Source organism: Pseudomonas sp. LM13, assembly GCF_041381355.1.
Classification (GTDB): Bacteria; Pseudomonadota; Gammaproteobacteria; order Pseudomonadales; family Pseudomonadaceae; genus Stutzerimonas; species Stutzerimonas frequens.
The window spans coordinates 38,532-59,918 of the sequence record NZ_JACBXH010000018.1; the positions used below are offsets into that span (position 1 = coordinate 38,532).

A 21,387-nucleotide genomic window follows, 5' to 3' on the forward strand; every position below is an offset into this window, starting at 1 on the left:
CAGCAGGCAGACCATGAGCCAAGCCGACCTCCCCGACCTGACCCCAGCCTTCCAGCTCAAGGGCAGCATGCTCGCTATCACCGTGCTGGAGCTGGCCAGCAACGACATCGAACGCCTCGACGAACAGCTCGCGGCCAAGGTCGAGCAGGCCCCAGACTTTTTCAACAATACGCCGCTGGTCCTGGCGCTGGACAAGTTGCCCGAGACAGCGCGGGAAATCGATATCAAGGCATTGGTCGCGCTCTGCCGCAAGCATCGGCTGCGTACCCTGGCCCTGCGCGCCAGCGAGCCGGCGCATATCGAAGCCGCTGCAGCGCTGGATCTGCCGGTCCTGCCGCCTTCGGGGGCTCGCGAGCGCCAGGTCGACCTGGCATCGAAGGCACCGGCCAAGCCAGCCGAACCGGTCTACCGCCCGACCCGCGTGGTCACCACGCCCATCCGCGGCGGCCAGCAGATCTACGCACAGGGCGGCGACCTCATCGTACTGGCGCCGGTAAGCCCCGGTGCGGAACTTCTCGCCGATGGCAACATCCATGTCTACGGTCCGCTTCGCGGTCGCGCCCTGGCAGGCATAAAGGGCGATACTTCGGCGCGGATCTTCTGCCAGCAGCTCGCAGCGGAAATGGTCTCCATCGCCGGCCAATACAAGGTCGCCGAGGACCTGCGACGCGATCCTCTCTGGGCTGAAGCGGTACGCATCAGCCTCTCCGGCGACGTGTTGAACATCACCCGCCTTTAACGGATACTGCCGCGAATTTTCAAGGACCAAACGGGCAATCCTGACGCCAAAACCGGCGGAAGGTCCCGATTTTTCAATTTTTAGGGTGAATCACCTTGGCCAAGATCATCGTAGTCACTTCCGGCAAAGGTGGCGTTGGTAAAACCACCACCAGCGCCGCCATCGGTACCGGCCTCGCTCTGCGCGGCCACAAGACTGTCATCGTCGACTTCGACGTCGGTCTGCGGAACCTCGACTTGATCATGGGCTGCGAGCGCCGGGTGGTTTACGACTTCGTCAACGTCATCAATGGCGATGCCACCCTGACCCAGTCCCTGATCAAGGACAAGCGTCTGGAGAACCTCTACGTGCTGGCTGCCAGCCAGACGCGCGACAAGGACGCCCTGACCCAGGAAGGCGTCGGCAAGGTGATCGACGAGCTGGGCAAGAACTTCGAATACGTCATCTGCGACTCCCCGGCGGGCATCGAGAAAGGTGCGCATCTGGCCATGTACTTCGCCGACGAAGCCATCGTCGTGACCAACCCGGAAGTCTCCTCGGTACGCGACTCCGACCGCATGCTCGGCCTGTTGGCCAGCAAGTCGCGTCGCGCCGAAAACGGCGAAGAGCCGATCAAGGAACACCTGCTGCTGACCCGCTACAACCCTGAGCGCGTCACCAAGGGCGAAATGCTCGGCGTCGAAGACGTCGAGGAAATTCTCTCCATCCGCCTGCTGGGCGTGATCCCCGAGTCGCAGGCTGTGCTCAAGGCGTCCAACCAGGGCATCCCGGTGATCCTCGATGACCAGAGCGACGCCGGTCAGGCCTACAGCGACGCGGTGGACCGCCTGCTGGGCAAGGAAGTGGCGCACCGCTTCCTCGACGTCAAGAAGCCTGGCTTCCTGCAACGACTTTTCGGAGGCCGCGAATGAACCTCTTCGACTTCTTCCGTGAACGCAAGAAGAAGGAAACACCGGCCGCCATTGCCAAGGAACGCCTGCAGATCATCGTCGCCCACGAACGCGGCCAGCGCACCGAGCCGGACTACCTGCCGGCATTGCAGAAGGAGCTGGTCGAGGTGATCCGCAAGTACGTCAACATCGACAGCGATCAGGTTCAGGTCGCCCTCGAGGATCAGGGCAGCTGCTCGATTCTCGAACTCAATATCACCCTGCCGGACCGCTGAGAACCTTTACACGATCTGCTGCGCGTCGGCCCTGCTGCGTTATAAACAGGCTCGGAATGCTCATTTACTTCAGTAAACTCCGCTTCCTCGCCTGTTTGATTCGCTGACGCTCACCCTTCGGGCCAGCCTTTGGCTGTTACTCCCGTTGGTCGTTGCGCCTTGCAGGACTCTAGCTCGCTAGACCGTGAAACGGTTCTGAGCACGGCAGCAGAAGCGGAGGCCCACGGGTCGCCGTCTTCGTTTGTGGGAAGAACAATGCCTCTTAGCAACATCCAGATCATTTACCAGGACGCCGCCCTGCTGGTGATCAACAAGCCGACCCTGCTGCTCTCCGTGCCAGGGCGGGCCGAAGACAATCGTGACTGTCTGGTGACCCGCCTGCAGGAGAACGGCTACCCCGAAGCCCGCATCGTGCACCGCCTGGACTGGGAGACCTCCGGGCTCATCGTGCTCGCCCGCGACGCCGATACGCACCGCGAGCTGTCCCGTCAGTTTCATGACCGCGAAACGGAAAAGGCCTATACCGCGCTGTGCTGGGGCCAGCCGGAGCAGGACAGTGGCAGCATCGACCTGCCGCTGCGTTACGACCCGCCAACCAAGCCACGACATGTGGTCGATCACGAACTGGGCAAGCATGCGCTGACCTTCTGGCGCGTACTCGAACGCTGCGGCGACTACAGTCGCGTCGAACTGACCCCGATCACCGGGCGCTCTCACCAGCTGCGGGTGCACATGCTGTCGATCGGTCACCCATTGCTCGGCGACCGGCTTTACGCGCATGAACAGGCGCTGCATGCGCATGAGCGGCTGTGCCTGCACGCCAGTATGCTTACCCTAACTCATCCGCAGACCGGCGAGCGCCTGCGCTTCGAGTGCCCGGCGCCGTTCTAGAAGCGATCCACTACACCTGCGAGCCAGACACTGCGCTTATTACCGGCAGGTGAATGCGATAGACTTCGTGACCTTGCAGTCCGGAGTCCGAAATGCGCAAAGCTCTCAACCAAGGCCTGATCGAGTACCTGCAGGCATCGCCCACCCCGTTCCATGCCACCCAGAATCTCGCCCAGGCACTGCAGGCGGCCGGCTACCGTGCGCTGGATGAGCGCGAGGTCTGGCACACCGAACCTGGTGGACGCTACTACGTCACCCGTAACGATTCGGCCATCGTGGCGTTTCAGCTGGGCAGCAAATCGCTGGTCGAGCACGGCCTGCGTCTGGTCGGAGCCCACACCGACAGCCCCTGTCTGCGTGTGAAGCCACAGCCGGAACTGCAGCGCCAGGGTTTCTGGCAAGTAGGAGTCGAAGTCTACGGCGGCGCCCTGCTGGCCCCCTGGTTCGACCGCGATCTGTCCCTGGCCGGACGGGTGACCTACAGCCGGGATGGTCGCATCGAGAGCCAGCTGATCGATTTCAAGCTGCCGATCGCAACGATCCCCAACCTGGCAATTCACCTCAACCGGGAAGCCAATCAGGGTTGGGCGATCAACGCGCAAAATGAGCTACCGCCGATCCTCGCGCAGATTGCCAGCCAGGAAAGCCCGGACTTCCGTGCACTGCTCGCCGATCAGCTCGGCCGTGAGCATGGGCTGGTCGCCGATGTGGTGCTGGATTTCGAACTGAGTTTCTACGACACCCAGAGCGCCGCGGTCATCGGCCTGCATGGGGATTTCATCGCGGGGGCACGGCTGGACAACCTGCTGTCGTGCTTTGCCGGCTTGCAGGCCCTGCTCGCGGCCGAGCGCGAACATACCTGCGTGCTGGTCTGCACCGACCACGAGGAAGTCGGCTCCACTTCCATGTGCGGCGCGGACGGTCCGTTCCTGGAGCAGGTACTGCGTCGCCTGTTACCGGACGAGGACGATTTCCAGCGTGCGGTCAGCCATTCGCTGCTGATCTCCGCGGACAATGCCCACGCGGTTCACCCGAACTATGCGGACAAGCACGACGGCAATCACGGGCCGAAGCTTAACGCCGGCCCGGTGATCAAGGTGAACAACAACCAGCGCTACGCCACCAGCAGCGAAACCGCCGGGTTCTTCCGTCATCTCTGTCTGGAAAACGAAGTGCCGGTGCAGAGCTTCGTCACTCGCAGCGACATGGGCTGTGGCTCTACGATCGGCCCGATCACCGCCAGCCAGCTGGGCGTGCGCACCGTCGACATCGGCCTGCCGACCTTCGCCATGCATTCGATTCGCGAGCTCGCAGGAAGCCAGGACCTGGCGCACCTGGTCAAGGTGCTGACCGCTTTCTTTGCGAGCAGCCAGCTGCCTTGAGCCTTCCCGGCAAGGCCCGCGATCGCCGCGAGCCTGCCGGAGTACTCGGTCAGGACAGCGCGCTGTCGACCACCAGGGCCAGCTTGCCGGACACGGTATTGCTGGCCAGCGCGTCGAATGCGGCCTCGACATCGCCAATGGCGAAGGTTCGCTCCAGGCGCGGCGACAGCTTGCCCTGGGTGAATAGCGGCCAGACCTTCTCTTCCATCTCCGCCAGCAAGCCGGCCTTGTAGTCGGCGTCGCGGCTGCGCAGGGTGGAACCGATCAGCTGGATACGCTTGGCCAGCAGCCCCGCCAGGTCCATCTCGGCCTTGCGCCCGCCCATCAGGCCAATCATCACCCAGCGTCCATCCATCGCCAGCAGCTGCATGTTCAGCGCGGCGTACTTGGCGCCGACCGGATCGAGGATCATGTCGAACGGGCCGAAGTCACGCAACGCCTCCAGCGAATCACTACGCAGCACGCCGCCCTGCGCGCCCAGCGACTCGCAGTAGGCCAGGCGCTCGGCCGAGCCGACGCTGACCCAGCAGGGATTGCCGAATGCCTTGCACAGCTGGATAGCCGCCGAGCCGACACCACTGGCGCCGGCATGCAGCAGCACCTTGTCCCCGGCCAGCAACGCGCCGAGGCGGTAGAGATTGAGCCAGGCGGTGGCGTATACCTCGGGAATCGCAGCCGCTTCGTGCAGCGACATGCCTTCCGGCACCGGCAGCACGTGGCGGGCATCAACGACCACCTCTTCGGCCATGCCACCGCCGGCCAGCAGGGTGCAGACGCGATCACCCACCTTCCAGCGACTGCGTCCGTTAACCTCGGCGATCACGCCGGCACACTCCAGCCCGAGTATGTCGGTCACACCTGCAGGCGGTGGGTAATGTCCGGCACGCTGCAGCAGGTCGGCCCGGTTCAGCCCAGCGGCGGCCACGCGAATGCGCACCTCGCCCTCGCTGCAGGTCGGGGCTGGTCGCTCGGCCCACTCCAGATGACCCTCGATACCTTGCAATGCCTTCATGCTGCCTCCATAGTGGTTCTTATCTATGCCCACCCGACCGATCACTCGCTGGCCTTCTTTTGACCACCTGTACCATCGGGCTCGTGCTTTCCACCGCCGGACGGAAAACCGAACCGGCGCTTACTGTAGATGGCCTAATATGCGTTATTCCCTTGCCTCACGTCGCCCCCACGCCATGAAACGTACGCTGACCTGCACCGTTCTCGCCGTTTTCTTCGGCCTTCAAGCATCCCTGGCAATGGCCAAAGCGGTCAGTACGCCAGAGAGCTGGGAGTACTTGCAACCCGACCGCGACCAGGTGATCGCCAGCCTGAACGTCGTCGAGTTGCTCAAGCGCCACCACTACAACAAGCCACCGCTGAACGATGCACGCTCGGCGAAGATTTTTGACAGCTACATCCAGATGCTCGATCCATCGCGTAGCTACTTCCTGGCATCCGACCTCGAGGAATTCGGCAAGTGGCGCAACCAATTCGATGACTTTCTCAAAGGCGGCAATCTCGAGCCAGGATTCACGATCTACAAGCGCCATCTCGAGCGCCTGCAGAATCGTCTGAACTACGCGCTTAGCCTGCTCGACAAGGGCGTCGACCACTTCGACTTCACCATCGACGAGGAGCTGCTAGTCGATCGGGAGAAGGCCGCCTGGGCCAAGGATGCGGCCGCGCTCGACGACCTCTGGCGCAAGCGGGTCAAGGATGAAGTGCTGCGCCTGAAGATCGCCGGCAAAGAGCCCAAGGCTATCGAGGAACTGCTGACCAAGCGCTACAAGAATCAGCTAGCGCGTCTCAACCAGACGCGCGGTGAAGACGTGTTCCAGACCTACATCAACGCCTTCGCCCAATCCTATGATCCGCACACGCAGTACCTGTCGCCGGACAACGCCGAGAATTTCGACATCAACATGAGCCTGTCGCTGGAAGGCATCGGCGCGGTGCTGCAAAGCGACAATGAACACGTCAAGATCGTACGCTTGGTGCCGGCCGGCCCGGCAGAAAAGAGCAAGCAGCTTGCCCCAGCCGACAAGATCATCGGCGTCGCTCAGGGCGAAGACGAGATGATCGATGTCATCGGCTGGCGTCTGGATGAGGTGGTCAAGCTGATCCGTGGCCCGAAGGGCTCGGTCGTCCGCCTGGAGGTGATTCCGGCGAGCAACGCTCCGAACGATCAGAACAGCAAGGTCGTCGCCATTACTCGTGAGGCGGTGAAGCTCGAAGAACAGGCTGCGAAGAAGTCTGTGCTGAACCTCGCGCATCAGGGCCAGAACTTCAAGCTCGGCGTGATCGAGATTCCCGCGTTCTACCTCGACTTCAAAGCGCTACGTGCCGGCGACCAGAATTACAAGAGCACGACACGCGATGTGAAGAAGTTGCTGTCCGAGCTGGAAGCGGAAAAGGTCGACGGCGTGGTGATCGACTTGCGCAACAACGGCGGCGGCTCGCTGCAGGAAGCCACCGAACTCACCGGCCTGTTCATCGACCAGGGTCCCACGGTGTTGGTGCGCAACAGTGACGGGCGTGTCGACGTGCTGGCCGACGAGCAGACCGGCGCATTCTACAAAGGGCCGTTGGCCGTGCTGGTGAATCGCCTGTCGGCATCTGCATCCGAGATCTTCGCCGGTGCCATGCAGGACTATCACCGCGCACTGATTCTCGGCGGTCAGACGTTCGGCAAGGGCACCGTGCAAACCATCCAGCCGCTGAACCATGGCGAACTGAAGCTCACCCTGGCCAAGTTCTACCGCGTATCCGGGCAGAGCACCCAGCACCAGGGGGTGATCCCGGACATCGCCTATCCAGCCGATGTCGACACCAAGGAAATCGGAGAAAGTGCACTGCCGGAAGCGCTGCCATGGGACAGCATTCGTGCGGCGATCAACCCGGAAATGAATCCGTTCAAGCCGTTCCTCGCCGAGCTCAAGGCGCGCCATGAAGCACGTACCGGAGAGAATCCGGACTTCGTCTTTACCCGCGACCGCCTTGCATTAGCGCAAGAGCTAATGCACGAAACCACTGTCAGCCTCAACGAGGAAAAGCGTCGCGCGCAGCAGGCGGATATCGAAAAGCGTCAGCTGGCCTTGGAAAATGCGCTGCGTCTGGCCAAGGGCGAAGAGCCACTGGCCAAGCTTGAAAGCGAAGACGAAAACACAGCGCCACATGACGACATGGACAAACCCAAGCCCGAGGACGACGCCTACCTTTCCGAAAGCGGGCGCATCCTGCTCGACTATCTCGGCCTGAGTTCGGCCATGGCCAAGCACTGACCAACGGCCTCGATGTCATCAAACTGACATGGCGCAAGCGTGAAATGAAAGGGCCACCATCGTGGCCCTTCTTTTTTCCATCCAGAGAACGCCATGACAGTCACCGAGCAGTTGAGCACGCTGGGACATATCCTTGCTCACGGGGACATCACCACCCTCTTTCAGCCGATCGTTTCGCTCTCGGAGCGGCGCATTCTTGGTTATGAGGCGCTTAGCCGCGGCCCTTCCAACGGTCCGCTGCATTCGCCTATTAACCTGCTCACCACCGCGCGCCATGCCGGGCGGCTGAATGAGCTGGAAATGACCTGCCGGGAAACGGCCTGCCGACGCTACAGCCAAGGAGCGCTGCGCGGCAAACTCTTCCTCAACGCTTCACCAGAAACTTTGCTCGAAGCCAGTCACAAGCCTGGACGTACGCTCGAACTGCTGCAGACTTACGGCATCCCGGCGGACAAGGTGGTCATCGAGCTGACCGAACAGGCCCCCGCCGATGATCTCGAATTGCTGGACAAGGCGCTTCATCACTATCGCTCGATGGGCTTCAGCATTGCTCTGGACGACCTTGGCGCAGGCTACTCCAGCTTGCGGCTTTGGTCGCAGCTGCGCCCCGACTACGTGAAGATCGATCGTTATTTCATCGACGGCATCCACCTCGACCCGGTGAAACGCGAGTTCGTCGAATCGATTCTGAAGATCGCCCGCGCCGCGCGCGCTCAGGTCATCGCCGAGGGTATCGAGCTTCGTGAGGAGCTGACCGTGCTGGCCAGCATGGGTATCGACCTGGTGCAGGGCTATCTGCTCGGCCGTCCTCAGGAGCTGCCGGCCCAGGACATCGAAGAAGTCCTGCCCTCAGCGGACGCCCACCACACGGGCTTCAGCGATGAAACCTGCGACCTGTCCGCCCTGCTTATGCGTCAGCCTGCCATGTCAGCGGAGCGGCCTGTGGCCGAATTGCTCGAGGCCTTTCGTCTCCAGCCCAGTCTGAATTCCATCGCAGTGCTGGATGATGAAGCCCGGCCGGTAGGTATCGTGCATCGCAATCTCATCTCGGATGCTCTGCTCAAACCATTCGCGACCGAGCTGCTTGCCCGAAAGCCGGTCAGCCGCCTGATGAGTTCCGATTTCCTTGCCGTGGAACTTGGGCAGTCCTTGCAGCAAGTCAGCCGGCTGCTCACCAGCCGAGCCCGCCAGCGCATCGAGGAAGACTTCGTCATCACTCAGGCCGGGCGTTACCACGGCCTGGGCCGAGTGATTGACGTGCTGAGGCTGATAACCGAACTGAAGATCCGACAGGCAAGGCATGCCAATCCACTGACGCTGCTGCCCGGCAACGTTCCGATCCAGCAGTCGCTGACGCGACTGCTGCTGCAACGTCGGCCAGCGCTGGTCTGCTATGTGGATATCGACAACTTCAAGCCGTTCAACGACCTTTACGGGTATGCGAAGGGCGACGAGGTACTTCTTTGTCTGGCTCAATGCCTGAATGAGCGGATCGACCGCCGGCTGGACTTCGTTGGCCACATTGGCGGTGACGATTTTATGCTGGTGCTCGGCGGCGACGACTGGGAGCACCGCATCGAGCAGCTACAGCGGGACTTCCAGTGCCGCAGCGGGGCTTACTACAAACGTGAGCATGTCGCAGAGGGCTTCTTTACAGCCACCAGTCGCGATGGCCAGGAGCAGCGCTATGCCCTGCCAACCCTGTCGATCGGCGTCGTCAAGGTAAGGCCCGAATGTACCGACCACCTGGATGCCGGCAGGCTTGCAGCGCTGGCATCGGAGGCCAAGCGTCACGCGAAGAAGATCAGTGGGCCGAGCTATCACCTCATCGACACGGCGGTATTGGCAGGCAGTCATAGCCCCAGCTCTGCGGCCCTGGTCTTATAGCGATCAGCTTCCATCGGGTCGGCGGTTAAGCCATGCCCTCCGGCCCGGAAGAGCTGTTCGAGTCTTACCGCAGCCAGCGGATGCCCTGCCTCGGCCGCCTGCTTCCACCAGCGCGCAGCCTCGCTGCCATCAGGGCCATGAGACGCGTCTTCGCTCAGGCTGATGACCCCCATCTGGTAGGCGGCCTTTACGTCACCGGCCTTGGCGGCCAGACGTAACAAGCGTACCCCTTCCTGCTTGGCACCGAACCCTCGTCCACGAAAATAAAGGATATGCCCATAGAAGCTCTGCGCTCCCACGTCACCCAGCGACGCCATACGGGCGAACTGCCCTTCCATCCAGCGCCAGAGTTTGGGCTGCTGTACGGCTTTGCGCGAGATCATCAGTTTGCGAGCCGTGAAGTAGCCAAGCCTTGCGCGTAGCTTCCACAACAGCATCAGGGAACCTCCGGATAGTCGAATTCAAACACCCGGGCCACTTCGCCTGCATGCCAGGAGGCCGCGGCAGAGCCATCGGCGGGTCCGTTAAAGCGTCCTAGCCGTGCGGCACATTCGAAAAAGCCGGTTCGCGGAAGGCGGCTCGCCCCCTGGCTGATGACCAGTGCGCTGCGCAACGGACGCTCCGAGCGCGCATCGAGCGCAGCCAGATACTCTAGCGCGGCGGTTAGTGTCTGCATCGCTGGGGTCGGCAACTGGAGCCGCTCGACCAGGGCGCGATAGGTCACCAGATGGCGCTGCTGACGTGCATCATCCAGCTCGTCGAGCAATGCCTGCCAGTGCTGCCGGCTGATGGATACGGTGGCATTCTGGCTCAAGCGTCATCCTCCCAGCCAGCGATTTCCAACGCCCTGGCCAACGCTCGCCGAATCGCTCCACCCGGCTCGCGCTCGCCAGCTTCAATCAGATCCAGATAGGCCGGGCTGATACCGACCGCTCGGGCCAGAAGCTCTACGCTCATGCCCTTGGCCTCTCGCAGTGCGGTCAGCCGGCTGAGAGAGGGCGCCTGTTCGGGACCGGAGGTTTGACCGGAATCAGCCGGCGCGCGTGCACCGACTGCCTTCAGAAGCGCCTGATATTCGTCCCAAGGCAGTACGGCATACTCCGGCGAGCCGTCGCGCATGATGACCTGAACATTCATCCGTTTTCCCCAGGCTTGTGCAATCAGAGGCGGAATCTTAACAGCCTGCGGAGCTGGTTGAAGCTACCCTGCCGGTGCTCTAGGCGGTGAATCGGGATCAATGCCGCAATTGCATGGTCGCGACCGCCCAGCGGGCCGCTTGCAGACAGAGACCTTAGCGGACCGCATGATCTGCTCGGGACTCATCCAGGCTCGGCAGGCGGTCCATCTCTGCCTGATGCGCGGGCGTCTGCGCCTGTTTCCAGCTACGGAACGCATCCAGTTCGGTTGACCACTTGCGCATGATCCAGCCCAGTACCGCAAGGTCGTCTATGAAGCCGAGGCCCGGCAGCCAGTCGGGAATGGCATCAATAGGCGTAATGAAATAGAGCAGCCCTGCCACCACAGCTACCAGCGCCTGCGGACTGACGGCTCGGTATTCGCCGCGCCACCACGCCACGCAGAGCGCCTGAAACAGCTTCAGGTCCTCACGAAGCCCCTTCACCAGACCCCGCCGCGATGATTTGCGGGCCACGGCGAGTAAAAGCGCAGGTATTTTGCCCGCCCTGATTAAGCGTTGCGCGAGCGGGAAGTAACGCATCAGATTCCAGGGAGCTTTCATATGCTTCGCCTCCAACCTGCGTCATCCCTGACGTTCAGGACGTTATCCACCGAACCTGTGGATAACCTTGTGAACAGTTTATGGATGACTGCCGCAAAAGCCCTATCTACGGGGGCATCAGACAGATCGGTGTTTTTTTACCCAACGAGCCAAAGCATTGAAAATCAATGACTTAGGACGAAGCGAAGGGCAGCTGAGAATAAGAGGCAGCGAACCTTGAGCAGCCTATTACGAATGTGCATAACCGCCAGTTGTCAATGGCTGCATACACACTTTGACTGACGGCTGAGTAGAGCGTTCGGCCTTAAGAGTGTCGGCCGCACGGCAGGGAAACAGAAGGCCAACCTGGATAGCCGGCCCTCCGATGTCTCGCTTATTGAAGGCTGAGCTGGCTGCGGATCTTTTCCAGAGTTGCAGAGCCGATGCCGTTCACTTCAAGCAGCTCGTCGACCGAACTGAACGGTCCATGTTCATCGCGATAGGCGACGATGGCCCGCGCCTTGGTGGCGCCGATACCTTTGAGTTCACGGTCCAGCGTCTCCGCATCGGCGCTGTTCAGATTCACGGACGCCTGAACGGCGACGGCCTGCTCCTGCTCTACGGGGGACGATTGGGTTGCGGCATAACTGCAAAAAGTGGCGCTGGAGAGGGCGGCGAAGGCAGCCGCAGCAAGAAAAGCTTTGCGCATGTTCATATCCCTATGAAATTGAAGTGGCTATGCGGGACTTCCTGCTCCGCGCCAACCAATCTAGCCACCCCACAGACGATGTCAAAACCAAGCCGCGTTTATGCGAACCTCGTCAAAACTATTCAGCGCATGGCGTTGAACAGATTCAGGCCGCTGATTTTTACGTAGCTCTGCTGCGCAGCCTCGAGGATCACTGTCTGGAAAGACAAACGCGAAAGCGCCTCGGCGTAGTCCAACTCACGCAGCTCGGCCTGAACGGACTTGTTCACCAGGGTGACGTCCTCGTTGTCGGTCTGAGTCGTCTCGATGACGTTCAGGCGAGCACCGATGTTGCCGCGAGCCGCATCGACGCTGATCATGCCGTGGTCGAGATTGGTCAGGGCTACGGCGACTGAGTCACGGACCCCACCACTGCTTGTAGTAGGCTCTTCCAGAGCAGAGCGAAGATTGGCGATGGTATCGAGAATGCCTTGCTTTTCCGCGACCGGCACTTTGCCTTGAACCAGAATCTCGGAGCCAGTCGGCGGCTGCCCCCCGACAAACAGCGTTACGCCGCCGTACACAAGTTTGTCATCGCTATCATTGTCGTTATCCAGATTGCTTGTGCCGAGCGAAACCTCCGCCCCACCGTCCTTAGGCATGCCGAATACTTGGTACTTGCCTTCCACAACCGGATCGAAGGCTATTCGGATTCCCCGATAGTTGGAGAACGCAACCTCATCACTAACCAAAGGTGACGAAACAGGAAAACCGAGACTATTCGGATCATCTACCTCGAGGCGTCCCGCATTGGTCACATTTTCGAAAATCGATTTGCCGTTGTCGCTGATCGCAATATTCAGGGAGCTGGCAATCTGCAGCTTCCGCTGGCCTTCGTCGCCCTGATAGCTGTAGCTGCCTTCCCCGTCGCGCACGAACGGCTGCGTCTTTCCCTGAAAGCCTGAGAACAGATATTCGCCACGGGCGTTGCGCGTATTCATCAACGACAACAGCTCGTCTTCGCGTTCGGTCAGCTCCGCTGCAATCGATTTACGGTCTTCAGCGCTCAGACCACCATTGCCCGCCTGCACGGCCAGTTCTCGCACGCGCTGCAGGACGGTGTTTACCGAATTGAGCGTGACCTCCTCCTGGGTGAGGCTGTTCTTCGCGGCAGTCAGGTTGGCGTTGTACTGACCCAGCACATTCTGCTGCTGCTCCAGTTGCAGCAGACGCACGGACGCGACCGGATCATCCGCTGGCGTGAGAATGCGGTTGCCAGTGCTGATCTGCTCCTGGGTGCGGGTCGCGTTGGCGTAATTACGCTGCAGACCGGCGACGCCGTTATTGAACGCTTGCAGGGTGGAAATGCGCATGGGGGCGGACCTATTACCTGAAGGAGCTGATCAATGTATCGAACAAGGAGCGAGCAACTTGAATGATCTGGGCCGAGGCGTTGTAGTACTGCTCGAACTTGATCAGATTTGCCGCCTCTTCATCCAGGTTCACCGCCGACAGCGAGTCACGGTTGTCAGTGGCCTGCTTGAGGATCGAGCCCGTCGCTTCACTGTCCATTCGCGCCTGGGCCGTCAGCGTACCGACGCGCTCGACCAGTTCGCCGTAGCCATCGGTAAAGCTGAAGCCGGAGCTATTCACAGCAGCATCCACGCCTACTGTCTGCTTCGTTTGCAGATCGACCAGCTTCAGCGCATTGCGGTTATCGGAGACGCCACCAGAATTGAAGCCAATGGAGAATGTGTCCGTGCCCTGGGGCTTTCCGCTCATCGTAAGCTCAAATTGATATCCGTCCGCCTCCAGAACCAGCGAATTGCTCTGCCCCAAATTGATGGTGGTGGTCGGCGAAAACGTGATTAAAGGTGGTTGGATGCTGTTATCGACATTGCGAAAGCGTGCCGTGCCGCCAGTTATCTCTAGCGTATTTGGTGCTGTGAAGTTAATGCTCGCGCCTTCATTCCCGAACAGATCCCGCAGCGCAGTCATGCTGATGGGCGAAGGGCCGGCAATCATGTTTGGCTGGCTAATTACCCCGGTGCCTGCGTTCTGCGGTCCGGCTCCAGCCCGTACCGGCGCCGCGAACGCCAGTTGATCGGCCTGATCCAGCGTCGCCCGGATGTCGGACGCACCCCGGCGGGTTGGCTGGAGACTGAACTTGTCGCCAGCCGCCGGCGCCGGACTGCCGAGCACAATCTGGAAGCCCTGGCTCTTGTTGTCCTTGTCAGTGATCGACAACGTGCCAGGCGGTACGCTGTCCGTAACGGTCATCAGCTGGTTGTCGCTCAGGCGCCTTACCTTGTAGCTGCTACCGTCGTATTCCATCAGATAGTCACTGGTAGTCAGCAAGCTGGTATCGGTGATGTTCATTACCGGCTGTGCGTTGCTGTTACCGGCAAAGGCGTTAACCCGCAGCTTGCCTAGCGCTTCGGTGTTGTAGTTGCCGAACAATGCCGTACCGACCTGCCCCTTCAGATCGAGCCCCTGCCCGAGCTGCGTGTTGACCTGATCGCTAACGGCCAGCGCCAGACGGCCCAGCGAGTTCATGGTCGAATCCAGCACTTCCTCGCGATAGCGGATCAGGCCGCCCAGCTCGCCACCGGTGATCTGCGAGGTGACGCCCTGTCGGGATCCGCCGCTCACGAACTGGACCTCATGACGGTTGGGGTCGCCCTGTCCCGGGACCACCTCGAGCCGCGCCGCCGCGCTGCCAACCACCAGTGGCTGACCACTGCCGATGAAGATGTTGAAGCTACTGTCGTCCTGCGGCACCACCGTCACGCCGATATAGCCGGACAACTGGCGGACCGCTTCATCGCGCGCGTCGAGCAGGTCGTTCGGCTGCTTGCCGTTGGCCGCGGCGACGGCGATGGCCTCGTTGAGACTACCGATGCTGCCGGCCAGACGATTGACCTGGTCGGTGACGGCGGCCATCTGCTTGTTGGTGAAATTGTTCTGCTCGGAGAGCCGGTCGTAGACCGTATTGAAGCGCCGCGCCAAACCTTCGGCCTCGGCCAGCACCAACTGGCGCGCCGGAATATTTGCCGGGTCCTCGGCCGCGGTCTGCAGCGCCGAAAAGAAGCTCTGCAACGAGGGCGTGATGCCGGTGGTGGTGCCAGCGAGCAGTGAGTCGAGCTGGTCGATCTGGCTCTTGTATGCCTCGACGTCGCGGTTCAGCGATGTGCTGCTGCGCAGTTGGCTGGTCAGGAACTCGCTGTAGGAGCGCCGCACGTCGACCAGCGATGTGCCCGAACCGATGTAACCGGCACCGCTGAACTGCGGCGAACGAGTCGCCTGGGACGCATCCTGACGGCTGTAGCCAGGCGTGTTGACGTTGGTGATGTTGTGGCCGGTGATGGACAGCTGGGTCTTGCTGGCGGCCAGGCCGGACAGGCCAATACTCAATAGGTCAGCCATGATTTAACCTCTGGTCCGCATGGCGGGCACCGAATTCGCATCGGCGACGGTTTGATAGGTCTGCATCTTGCGCGCGATCTGACTGATCTTGCGTGCGTACTGGGGGTCGGTGGCGTAGCCGGCCTTTTGCAGCTCATTGACGAAGCGCTCCGAATCGCCGGTGTTGCTTGCCACTTGAATGGCGGTGCGATAACGATCGTTGTTTTCCAGCAGGCTGACGAAATCATCGAAGCTCTGCTCGAACGAATCGTAGGCACGGAAGCCTGCCTTCTCGCGGGTCGCCTTGCCGTTGACGTATTCGGTGGTCGTTACGGTGGCGGAGGCACCTTTCCAGCCGGTTGCCTTGATACCGAACAGGTTGTGGCTGTTGCTGCCATCGGCCTGGCGGATCATGGATTTGCCCCAGCCGGTTTCCAGCGCGGCTTGCGCGACCAGGAATCGCGGCTCGATACCCAGGCGCTCGGCAGCCTTCTCGGCCATCGGCAGCATGGTGGTAATGAACTCTTCGGACGAATTGAAGCGCGTCTTGCTCGGTGAACTGGGCGCGCTCTTCTCCACGCCATTGACCGTCAACGGCCGGTCTTTCGGCGGAACGAACGCCGTGGCGGGCTTCCAGTCGACATTGACCAGCGGCTGCACGCCTTCGGCAGCCGCCGTCGGAGCGGTCGCCGATACGTTGGCCAGCTGGCGATCGCTCGCCTTGCCCGGCAGCGCCAGCCGACGCTGATTGAGCAGGCGCGAATCATCCCGGCCGGACTCGACCGCAGCCGCCGTCGGCTTGCTCGGCCAGGCCGCGCCCTCGGTTCGTGCGACCTGGGCAAACGGGTTGTTGCGCGTCACCGTCTCGGTCTGCTTGCTCAACTGGCGCACCAGCACGTCCGCCAGCCCGATGCCGCCGCCCTCCTTCGAGAGGCTGACCGACAGCTGCTGGTCGTACATGTCCTGGTATTGCTTGGTCGCCTGGCTGTTCAGCGGGTTGTCCTTGGCCAGCACTTCGGTAGCCGAGCGCATCGACTTGAGCATCTCGTTGAGGAACAACGACTCGAATTCCTGCGCAACCTTGCGCACGTTCTCCTCACCATCGCGGTCCTTGCCGACCTTGAGCTGGCTGAGGCGATTGAGATCGTTGTAACTGCCGCTGTCGAGGGCGCGCGCCCCGCTGCCGAGTCGGTTTTCCATGTCGCTTTCCTTAGATCACGATCAGATCGGCTTGCAGCGCGCCAGCCTGCTTCAGGGCTTCCAGAATGGCCATCAGGTCGCTGGGCGCAGCACCCACCTGATTCACCGCCCGGACGATCTCATCCAGCGTGGTGCCCGGACCGAACTTGAACATCGGTTTGGCTTCTTCTTCGGCTTTCACCTTCGAGTTGGGTACCACCACGGTCTGCCCATCGGAGAACGGCTCGGGCTGGCTAACCTGCGGGTCCTCGGTAATGGTGACCGTCAGGCTGCCGTGGGTAACCGCGGCAGGCTGGACCCGCACGTTCTGGCCGATGACGATGGTACCTGTACGCGAGTTGATGATGACCTTGGCCACCGCTTGGCCGACCTCGACCTCAAGATTCTCCAGAATCGACAGGTAATCCACCCGCTGACTCGGATCCAGCGGCGCAGTCACGCTGATCGAGCCGCCATCCAGCGCCTGAGCCACGCCCGGGCCGAGCAGGTCATTGATCTGGTCGACAATGTTCTTGGCCGTGGTGAAATCCGGACGGTTGAGGTTCAGCGTCAGCGTGTTGCCCTGATTGAAGCCGCTCGGCACGGGTCGCTCGACCGTCGCGCCCCCTGGAATACGGCCCGCCGACGGCGAGTTGACGGTGATCCGCGAGCCGTCGGCACCACCGGCATCGAAGCCGCCCACCACCAGGTTGCCCTGGGCGATGGCATAGACGTTGCCATCGATCCCCTTGAGTGGCGCCATCAGCAGGCTGCCGCCGCGCAGGCTCTTGGCGTTGCCGATAGACGAGACGGTGATGTCGATGGTCTGGCCCGGCTTGGCGAACGGCGGCAGCTCGGCATGAATCGATACCGCGGCGACATTCTTCAGCTGGATATTGCCGCCTGCCGGCACCTTGATGCCGAACTGCGCCAGCATGTTGTTGAAGGTCTGCACCGTAAATGGCGTCTGGGTGGTCTGGTCACCGCTGCCGTTCAGGCCGACGACCAGGCCGTAGCCGATCAGCTGGTTGCTGCGCACGCCGTGAATGGTCGCGACATCCTTCAGTCGTTCGGCATGAGCTGACGCACCGATGGCGAGCAATCCGAGGAAGACGATGGCTTTTCTAATCATCTTCATGCCCCTCAGAACGGCCAAAGCGGGCTAACGAAGAAACGGCTCAGCCATCCCGGCTGGCTCGCATCAGCAAAAGCACCGGTGCCCGAGTAAGTGATGCGTGCATCAGCCACGCGCGTCGAGGAAACAGTGTTATCGGTAGAGATATCGTCCGAACGCACAAGGCCGGCGATACGTACCAGCTCGTCGCCGGTGTTGAGGGTCAGCCACTTCTCGCCGCGTACGGCCAGAATGCCATTGGGCAGTACTTCGGAGACGGTCACAGTGATCGAACCGGACAGGCTGTTGCTCTGTCCAGCCTGGCCGGCGCCATTGGTCGAGCTGGAACCGCCAAACTGCGTATCCAACGAAAGCGGACCGCCGTCACGGAGGAGCCCCGCAGCAGGGTTATTCACGCTCACCGCATTGCCCAGGAGCGATGTAAGGCCCATTTCCACATTACTGTCTTTGGAAATCTTCGAGCTGGCATTTTTGCTCGCCTGGGTACGCTCATTGAGGGTGATCGTGATGATGTCCCCTACGCGAAATGCCTTGCGGTCGTCGTAGAGATTGGTCTCGAAGCCCGCCTGGTAGATCGCGCCATTGTTCTGCGCTGCCGGCAGTGGCGTACGCGGCAACACCGGCGCATAGTACGGATCGTTCGGTTTTGGCGCAGGAGCGACACATCCGGCCAGCGCCAGTGCGGAGGATAGCGAGACAACAATCAGCAAACGGCTCATAAACACCTCAAGCCATGACAGGCCATCGAAACTGCAGCGGGAAGCGCTAGTGCCTACCCGCAAACAACGGCAAACCCGCGATCAGAGCTGCTGCGTGACGAACGACAGCATCTGGTCAGCGGTGGAAATGACCTTGGAATTCATCTCGTAGGCACGTTGCGTGGCGATCATGTTCACCAGCTCCTCGACTACGCTGACGTTGGAATTCTCCAAAGTGTTCTGCAGCACGGTGCCCAGGCCGTTGAGCCCCGGCGTGCTGACCTGCGGTGCGCCGCTCGCAGCAGTCTCCAGGAACAGGTTGCTGCCCATGGCCTGCAGACCCGCCGGGTTGATGAAATCGGCGGTCTGGATGTTGCCGATGATCTGCGGCTGCGGATTACCCACGGTGGTCACCGACACGGTACCGTCTTCACCGACGGTGAAAGTCTGGGTTTCCGGCGGAACAACGATGGCGGGCTCCAGCGCATAGCCATTGGAGGTCACCAACTGGCCGTCCGAACTCAGATGGAAACTACCGTCGCGGGTGTAGGAAACAGTGCCATCGGGTAGCAATACCTGAAAGAAACCACGTCCATTGATGGCCATGTCCAGCGGTTGCTCGGTGGTCTGCAGGCTGCCGGTGGTAAAAATCTTCTGCGTGCCGGTCACTCGCACACCGGTACCCAGCTGCAGGCCGGACGGCAACTCGCTGTCCTGACTGGACTGGCCACCGGGTTGGCGGCGAATCTGATAGAGCAGGTCCTGAAACTCGGCACGGTCCTTCTTGAAGCCGGTGGTGGACACGTTGGCGAGGTTGTTGGAAATGGTCGTCAGGTTCATGTCCTGAGCGGACAGACCGGTCTTGCTGACCCAAAGTGCTGGAAGCATGAGCTTTCTCCTCGTGCGGCGCTGGCGCCACGCTATTAGCTGAGTTGCAGTACGCGCGCCATGGCAGCCGCATCATCTTCGGCGGTGCGCATCATCTTTACGTGCAGTTCGAACTGGCGAGACAAGGCCAGGATGGACGTCATCTCGGCTACCGCGTTGACGTTGCTGGTTTCCAGGAATCCAGATACCACCCGAACGTTGGCATCGGCCTCGACGGGCTGACCGTCCTTCAGCCGAATCAGGCCATCGGTGCCCTTCTCCAGCTGCTGCGGATCGGGATTGACCAGCTTTATCCGGTCCACTGTGACCACGATGTTCGGGTTCTCCCCCAGGGCGCGGATGCTGATGGTGCCGTCCTGGCCAACGTCGATCTTTTCCTCTGGAGGAATTGCGATCGGCCCGCCATTGCCAAGTACAGGCAAACCATCGGCCGTACGCAGCATGCCCAGTACGTCAATATTCAGGCTACCGGTCCTGACATATGCTTCGCTGCCATCCGGAGCCTGGACGGCAATCCAGCCCTCGCCCTCGACAGCGAGATCCAGATCGCGCCCGGTCTCTTGGAGCGTCCCCGACGTGAAATCGGTGCCTGGGCGCTCCGACATTGCATAAACCCGCGCTGGATGGCTGTCACCAAAAACCTGCATCGAGCGCGCCTGCTCAAAATCCCGGCGAAACCCGGTTGTGGAAATATTCGCCAGATTGTTGGCATGAGCCTGCTGGGCCCGCGCATTCTGGCTGGCACCGGTCATGGCCACGTAGAGCATCTTGTCCATCGGCTTCTCCGAGACGCGAGTTTGACACTAGCGATTCTGTTGTGAACGAAAATGCAAGGCGCATGCCACCCCTACAAACTAACCATAACCTGCTGATCACAAAGAAAGTTTTACAAACGAAAAAGGCCCTCACGGGCCTTTTTCGTTATCAGCGGCGGAATACTGCCGTCAGCGGCAATTATTCGTTGCCGCTGTCAGCGCAGATTGATGATGGTTTGCGTCACCGCGCTTTCGGTTTCGATAGTCTTGGCGTTGGCCTGATAGTTGCGCTGAGCCACGATCAGGTTGACCAGCTGATCGGATAACTCGACGTTCGAGTCTTCCAGCGCACCGGCCTGTAGCGCACCCAGCGTACCCGAGCCAGGCGTGCCGACCACCGGCTCGCCGGATTCGAACGACTGCACCCACTGCGTCTTGCCGACCGGAGTCAAGCCTTGGACGTTGGCGAAGTTGGCCAGAATGATCTGCCCTTGCACCTTGGACTGACCATTGGTGTAACGAGCAAAGATCACACCGGTATCGTCGATTTCCAGGCCGGCCAGCTCACCAGTGGTATAGCCATCCTGCGCGACATTGTTGACGGCAAAAGCACTGGCGTACTGCGTTGATTTGGAAAAGTCAAAGACGATTCCATCGGGGTTGGCTAGAGCACCGTTAAATGACCATGTGGCGGGAGAGCCGCCGTCGGAGATTGCAGGAGTCCAGCCACCAGAAGGGCTACTAGCAGCGTTGAGTGTGACCCTTTTGGTTGCATTATCGACAGTGAAAAAACCGGAACCATCATCAGTCACGGTCTCTAGCGCACCGGACGCATCAAATGTAAGCCCCATCACATACGGCTGCGGCGGATCTTCCTCCGGATCGTTAGGGCTACGACCATCAATCAACACCTTCATATCCCAGTTGTTCGCATCAGTCTTTATGAAGTACTGGGTCATGACATGCGCATTACCTTGCGAATCGTAAATATTCACCGATGTGGAACTATTGTATGTAGTAGGGTCGGCCGGATCGAAGGCTAGCCCAGCAACTGGCGGCTTTTGCGTCGAATTCAGGTTGAACGCCGTATCGATCTGACTGGTGGCCTTCGGCGCCTGATTGGTCGTCTGCACCTGCAGATTACCCACAACGCCATTCTGCAGATTGCCGTTACCGTCGACCGGGAAGCCCTGCAGCTTGTAGCCAAAATTGTCGACCAGAAAACCCTCGCGGTCGGTACCGAAGTAACCGGCGCGGGTGTAGCTCACCGCACCGTTGTTGCTGACCTGGAAAAAGCCGTTGCCATTGATTGCCAGGTCGAGTGCATTCTGGGTGTAGTTGATGTTGCCCTGGTTGAATTGCTGCGAGATGTTGGACATCAGCACACCGCTGCCCTGCGGGTTCTTGCCGGTGCCCAACACTGAAGCCGCGTAGACGTCGGAGAACTCCGCGCGCGACTGCTTGAAGCCCACGGTACCGGCGTTGGCGATGTTGTTACCGGTGACGTTGAGATCCTTGCTCGCAGCACGAAGACCGCTAAGACCGATATTGAAGGACATGGAATCGCTCCTTTGCCGAGGTGC

21 protein-coding genes are annotated in these 21,387 nt (G+C 60.8%); 7 read left to right on the forward strand and 14 right to left on the reverse strand.

Annotated features, from left to right (window positions below):
• The first annotated feature begins 13 nt into the window (after positions 1 to 13).
• The 5 genes from minC (at position 14) to HZR81_RS12945 (ending at position 4,177) form a co-directional block, all read left to right on the forward strand.
• Complete coding sequence (minC, locus tag HZR81_RS12925) at positions 14 to 739, forward strand: septum site-determining protein MinC (protein ID WP_500128312.1); 726 nt, start codon at positions 14 to 16, stop codon at positions 737 to 739.
• Between the two features lie 95 nt (positions 740 to 834).
• The gene (gene minD, locus HZR81_RS12930; RefSeq protein WP_013982251.1) at positions 835 to 1,650 is read left to right on the forward strand and encodes a septum site-determining protein MinD; all 816 of its coding nucleotides are present in this window, start codon (positions 835 to 837) and stop codon (positions 1,648 to 1,650) included.
• Positions 1,647 to 1,904, forward strand: a complete 258-nt coding sequence (gene minE, locus HZR81_RS12935) for a cell division topological specificity factor MinE (RefSeq protein WP_003301267.1) — start codon at positions 1,647 to 1,649, stop codon at positions 1,902 to 1,904. Before minD ends, minE begins: the two co-directional genes overlap by 4 nt.
• A gap of 255 nt (positions 1,905 to 2,159) precedes the next feature.
• Positions 2,160 to 2,795: an RluA family pseudouridine synthase gene (locus HZR81_RS12940; protein ID WP_152481024.1), complete on the forward strand. Its 636-nt coding sequence runs from the start codon at positions 2,160 to 2,162 to the stop codon at positions 2,793 to 2,795.
• A 92-nt stretch (positions 2,796 to 2,887) separates the two neighbouring features.
• A complete protein-coding gene (locus HZR81_RS12945; protein WP_063541376.1) occupies positions 2,888 to 4,177 on the forward strand; it encodes a M18 family aminopeptidase in 1,290 nt (429 codons plus the stop codon).
• Positions 4,178 to 4,226: 49 nt separating this feature from the next.
• Here the strand turns inward: HZR81_RS12945 and HZR81_RS12950 are convergent, their stop codons facing one another.
• A complete protein-coding gene (locus HZR81_RS12950; RefSeq protein WP_152481023.1) occupies positions 4,227 to 5,189 on the reverse strand; it encodes an NAD(P)H-quinone oxidoreductase in 963 nt (320 codons plus the stop codon).
• A gap of 175 nt (positions 5,190 to 5,364) precedes the next feature.
• Between HZR81_RS12950 and HZR81_RS12955 the strand changes: the two genes are divergently transcribed.
• Complete coding sequence (locus HZR81_RS12955; RefSeq protein ID WP_152482058.1) at positions 5,365 to 7,452, forward strand: carboxy terminal-processing peptidase; 2,088 nt, start codon at positions 5,365 to 5,367, stop codon at positions 7,450 to 7,452.
• 93 nt (positions 7,453 to 7,545) lie between these two features.
• Positions 7,546 to 9,339, forward strand: a complete 1,794-nt coding sequence (locus tag HZR81_RS12960) for an EAL domain-containing protein (RefSeq protein WP_500128313.1) — start codon at positions 7,546 to 7,548, stop codon at positions 9,337 to 9,339.
• Here HZR81_RS12960 and HZR81_RS12965 read toward each other — a convergent pair.
• The 13 genes from HZR81_RS12965 to flgE all read right to left on the reverse strand — a co-directional run bounded on the left by HZR81_RS12965 (position 9,306) and on the right by flgE (position 21,363).
• A complete protein-coding gene (locus HZR81_RS12965) occupies positions 9,306 to 9,773 on the reverse strand; it encodes a tetratricopeptide repeat protein (protein WP_500128336.1) in 468 nt (155 codons plus the stop codon). The two genes, HZR81_RS12960 and HZR81_RS12965, sit on opposite strands and share 34 nt — an antisense overlap.
• A gap of 2 nt (positions 9,774 to 9,775) precedes the next feature.
• Positions 9,776 to 10,153, reverse strand: a complete 378-nt coding sequence (locus HZR81_RS12970) for a hypothetical protein (protein WP_152481021.1) — start codon at positions 10,151 to 10,153, stop codon at positions 9,776 to 9,778.
• The gene (locus HZR81_RS12975) at positions 10,150 to 10,476 is read right to left on the reverse strand and encodes a helix-turn-helix domain-containing protein (protein WP_063541371.1); all 327 of its coding nucleotides are present in this window, start codon (positions 10,474 to 10,476) and stop codon (positions 10,150 to 10,152) included. Before HZR81_RS12975 ends, HZR81_RS12970 begins: the two co-directional genes overlap by 4 nt.
• A 154-nt stretch (positions 10,477 to 10,630) precedes the next feature.
• Complete coding sequence (locus tag HZR81_RS12980) at positions 10,631 to 11,077, reverse strand: YkvA family protein (RefSeq protein ID WP_063541370.1); 447 nt, start codon at positions 11,075 to 11,077, stop codon at positions 10,631 to 10,633.
• 373 nt (positions 11,078 to 11,450) lie between these two features.
• Entirely contained in the window at positions 11,451 to 11,765 is a 315-nt protein-coding gene (locus tag HZR81_RS12985; protein ID WP_133455983.1) for a ComEA family DNA-binding protein, read from the reverse strand.
• A gap of 122 nt (positions 11,766 to 11,887) precedes the next feature.
• Positions 11,888 to 13,117, reverse strand: a complete 1,230-nt coding sequence (flgL, locus tag HZR81_RS12990; RefSeq protein ID WP_500128314.1) for a flagellar hook-associated protein FlgL — start codon at positions 13,115 to 13,117, stop codon at positions 11,888 to 11,890.
• Positions 13,118 to 13,130: 13 nt separating this feature from the next.
• Positions 13,131 to 15,170 (reverse strand): flagellar hook-associated protein FlgK, encoded by a 2,040-nt coding sequence (gene flgK / locus HZR81_RS12995; RefSeq protein WP_500128315.1) that lies wholly within the window; start codon positions 15,168 to 15,170, stop codon positions 13,131 to 13,133.
• 3 nt (positions 15,171 to 15,173) lie between these two features.
• Complete coding sequence (gene flgJ / locus HZR81_RS13000; protein WP_500128316.1) at positions 15,174 to 16,349, reverse strand: flagellar assembly peptidoglycan hydrolase FlgJ; 1,176 nt, start codon at positions 16,347 to 16,349, stop codon at positions 15,174 to 15,176.
• Positions 16,350 to 16,359: 10 nt separating this feature from the next.
• On the reverse strand, positions 16,360 to 17,460 hold the full coding sequence (locus HZR81_RS13005; protein WP_156244624.1) for a flagellar basal body P-ring protein FlgI: 1,101 nt from the start codon (positions 17,458 to 17,460) through the stop codon (positions 16,360 to 16,362).
• Positions 17,461 to 17,471: 11 nt separating this feature from the next.
• Positions 17,472 to 18,182 (reverse strand): flagellar basal body L-ring protein FlgH, encoded by a 711-nt coding sequence (flgH, locus tag HZR81_RS13010; protein WP_102840775.1) that lies wholly within the window; start codon positions 18,180 to 18,182, stop codon positions 17,472 to 17,474.
• Positions 18,183 to 18,263: 81 nt separating this feature from the next.
• The gene (gene flgG / locus HZR81_RS13015) at positions 18,264 to 19,049 is read right to left on the reverse strand and encodes a flagellar basal-body rod protein FlgG (RefSeq protein ID WP_500128317.1); all 786 of its coding nucleotides are present in this window, start codon (positions 19,047 to 19,049) and stop codon (positions 18,264 to 18,266) included.
• Positions 19,050 to 19,084: 35 nt separating this feature from the next.
• Entirely contained in the window at positions 19,085 to 19,825 is a 741-nt protein-coding gene (gene flgF, locus HZR81_RS13020) for a flagellar basal-body rod protein FlgF (protein ID WP_500128318.1), read from the reverse strand.
• A 194-nt stretch (positions 19,826 to 20,019) separates the two neighbouring features.
• On the reverse strand, positions 20,020 to 21,363 hold the full coding sequence (gene flgE, locus HZR81_RS13025) for a flagellar hook protein FlgE (RefSeq protein ID WP_500128319.1): 1,344 nt from the start codon (positions 21,361 to 21,363) through the stop codon (positions 20,020 to 20,022).
• Between the last annotated feature and the right edge of the window lie 24 nt (positions 21,364 to 21,387).

Bases quoted from the DNA above. Each gene is read 5' to 3' on its own strand.
- flgH (WP_102840775.1), bottom strand. From the start codon at position 18,182: ATGAGCCGTTTGCTGATTGTTGTCTCGCTATCCTCCGCACTGGCGCTG.
- flgL (WP_500128314.1), bottom strand. From the start codon at position 13,117: ATGCGCATTTCCACCCTGCAAGCGTTCAATAACGGCGTCGCCGGTCTG.
- HZR81_RS12940 (WP_152481024.1), top strand. From the start codon at position 2,160: ATGCCTCTTAGCAACATCCAGATCATTTACCAGGACGCCGCCCTGCTG.
- minC (WP_500128312.1), top strand. From the start codon at position 14: ATGAGCCAAGCCGACCTCCCCGACCTGACCCCAGCCTTCCAGCTCAAG.
- HZR81_RS12950 (WP_152481023.1), bottom strand. From the start codon at position 5,189: ATGAAGGCATTGCAAGGTATCGAGGGTCATCTGGAGTGGGCCGAGCGA.
- HZR81_RS12955 (WP_152482058.1), top strand. From the start codon at position 5,365: ATGAAACGTACGCTGACCTGCACCGTTCTCGCCGTTTTCTTCGGCCTT.
- HZR81_RS12985 (WP_133455983.1), bottom strand. From the start codon at position 11,765: ATGCGCAAAGCTTTTCTTGCTGCGGCTGCCTTCGCCGCCCTCTCCAGC.
- flgF (WP_500128318.1), bottom strand. From the start codon at position 19,825: ATGGACAAGATGCTCTACGTGGCCATGACCGGTGCCAGCCAGAATGCG.
- HZR81_RS12960 (WP_500128313.1), top strand. From the start codon at position 7,546: ATGACAGTCACCGAGCAGTTGAGCACGCTGGGACATATCCTTGCTCAC.
- flgG (WP_500128317.1), bottom strand. From the start codon at position 19,049: ATGCTTCCAGCACTTTGGGTCAGCAAGACCGGTCTGTCCGCTCAGGAC.
- minE (WP_003301267.1), top strand. From the start codon at position 1,647: ATGAACCTCTTCGACTTCTTCCGTGAACGCAAGAAGAAGGAAACACCG.
- HZR81_RS12945 (WP_063541376.1), top strand. From the start codon at position 2,888: ATGCGCAAAGCTCTCAACCAAGGCCTGATCGAGTACCTGCAGGCATCG.
- flgJ (WP_500128316.1), bottom strand. From the start codon at position 16,349: ATGGAAAACCGACTCGGCAGCGGGGCGCGCGCCCTCGACAGCGGCAGT.
- HZR81_RS13005 (WP_156244624.1), bottom strand. From the start codon at position 17,460: ATGATTAGAAAAGCCATCGTCTTCCTCGGATTGCTCGCCATCGGTGCG.
- HZR81_RS12975 (WP_063541371.1), bottom strand. From the start codon at position 10,476: ATGAATGTTCAGGTCATCATGCGCGACGGCTCGCCGGAGTATGCCGTA.
- flgK (WP_500128315.1), bottom strand. From the start codon at position 15,170: ATGGCTGACCTATTGAGTATTGGCCTGTCCGGCCTGGCCGCCAGCAAG.
- HZR81_RS12980 (WP_063541370.1), bottom strand. From the start codon at position 11,077: ATGAAAGCTCCCTGGAATCTGATGCGTTACTTCCCGCTCGCGCAACGC.
- flgE (WP_500128319.1), bottom strand. From the start codon at position 21,363: ATGTCCTTCAATATCGGTCTTAGCGGTCTTCGTGCTGCGAGCAAGGAT.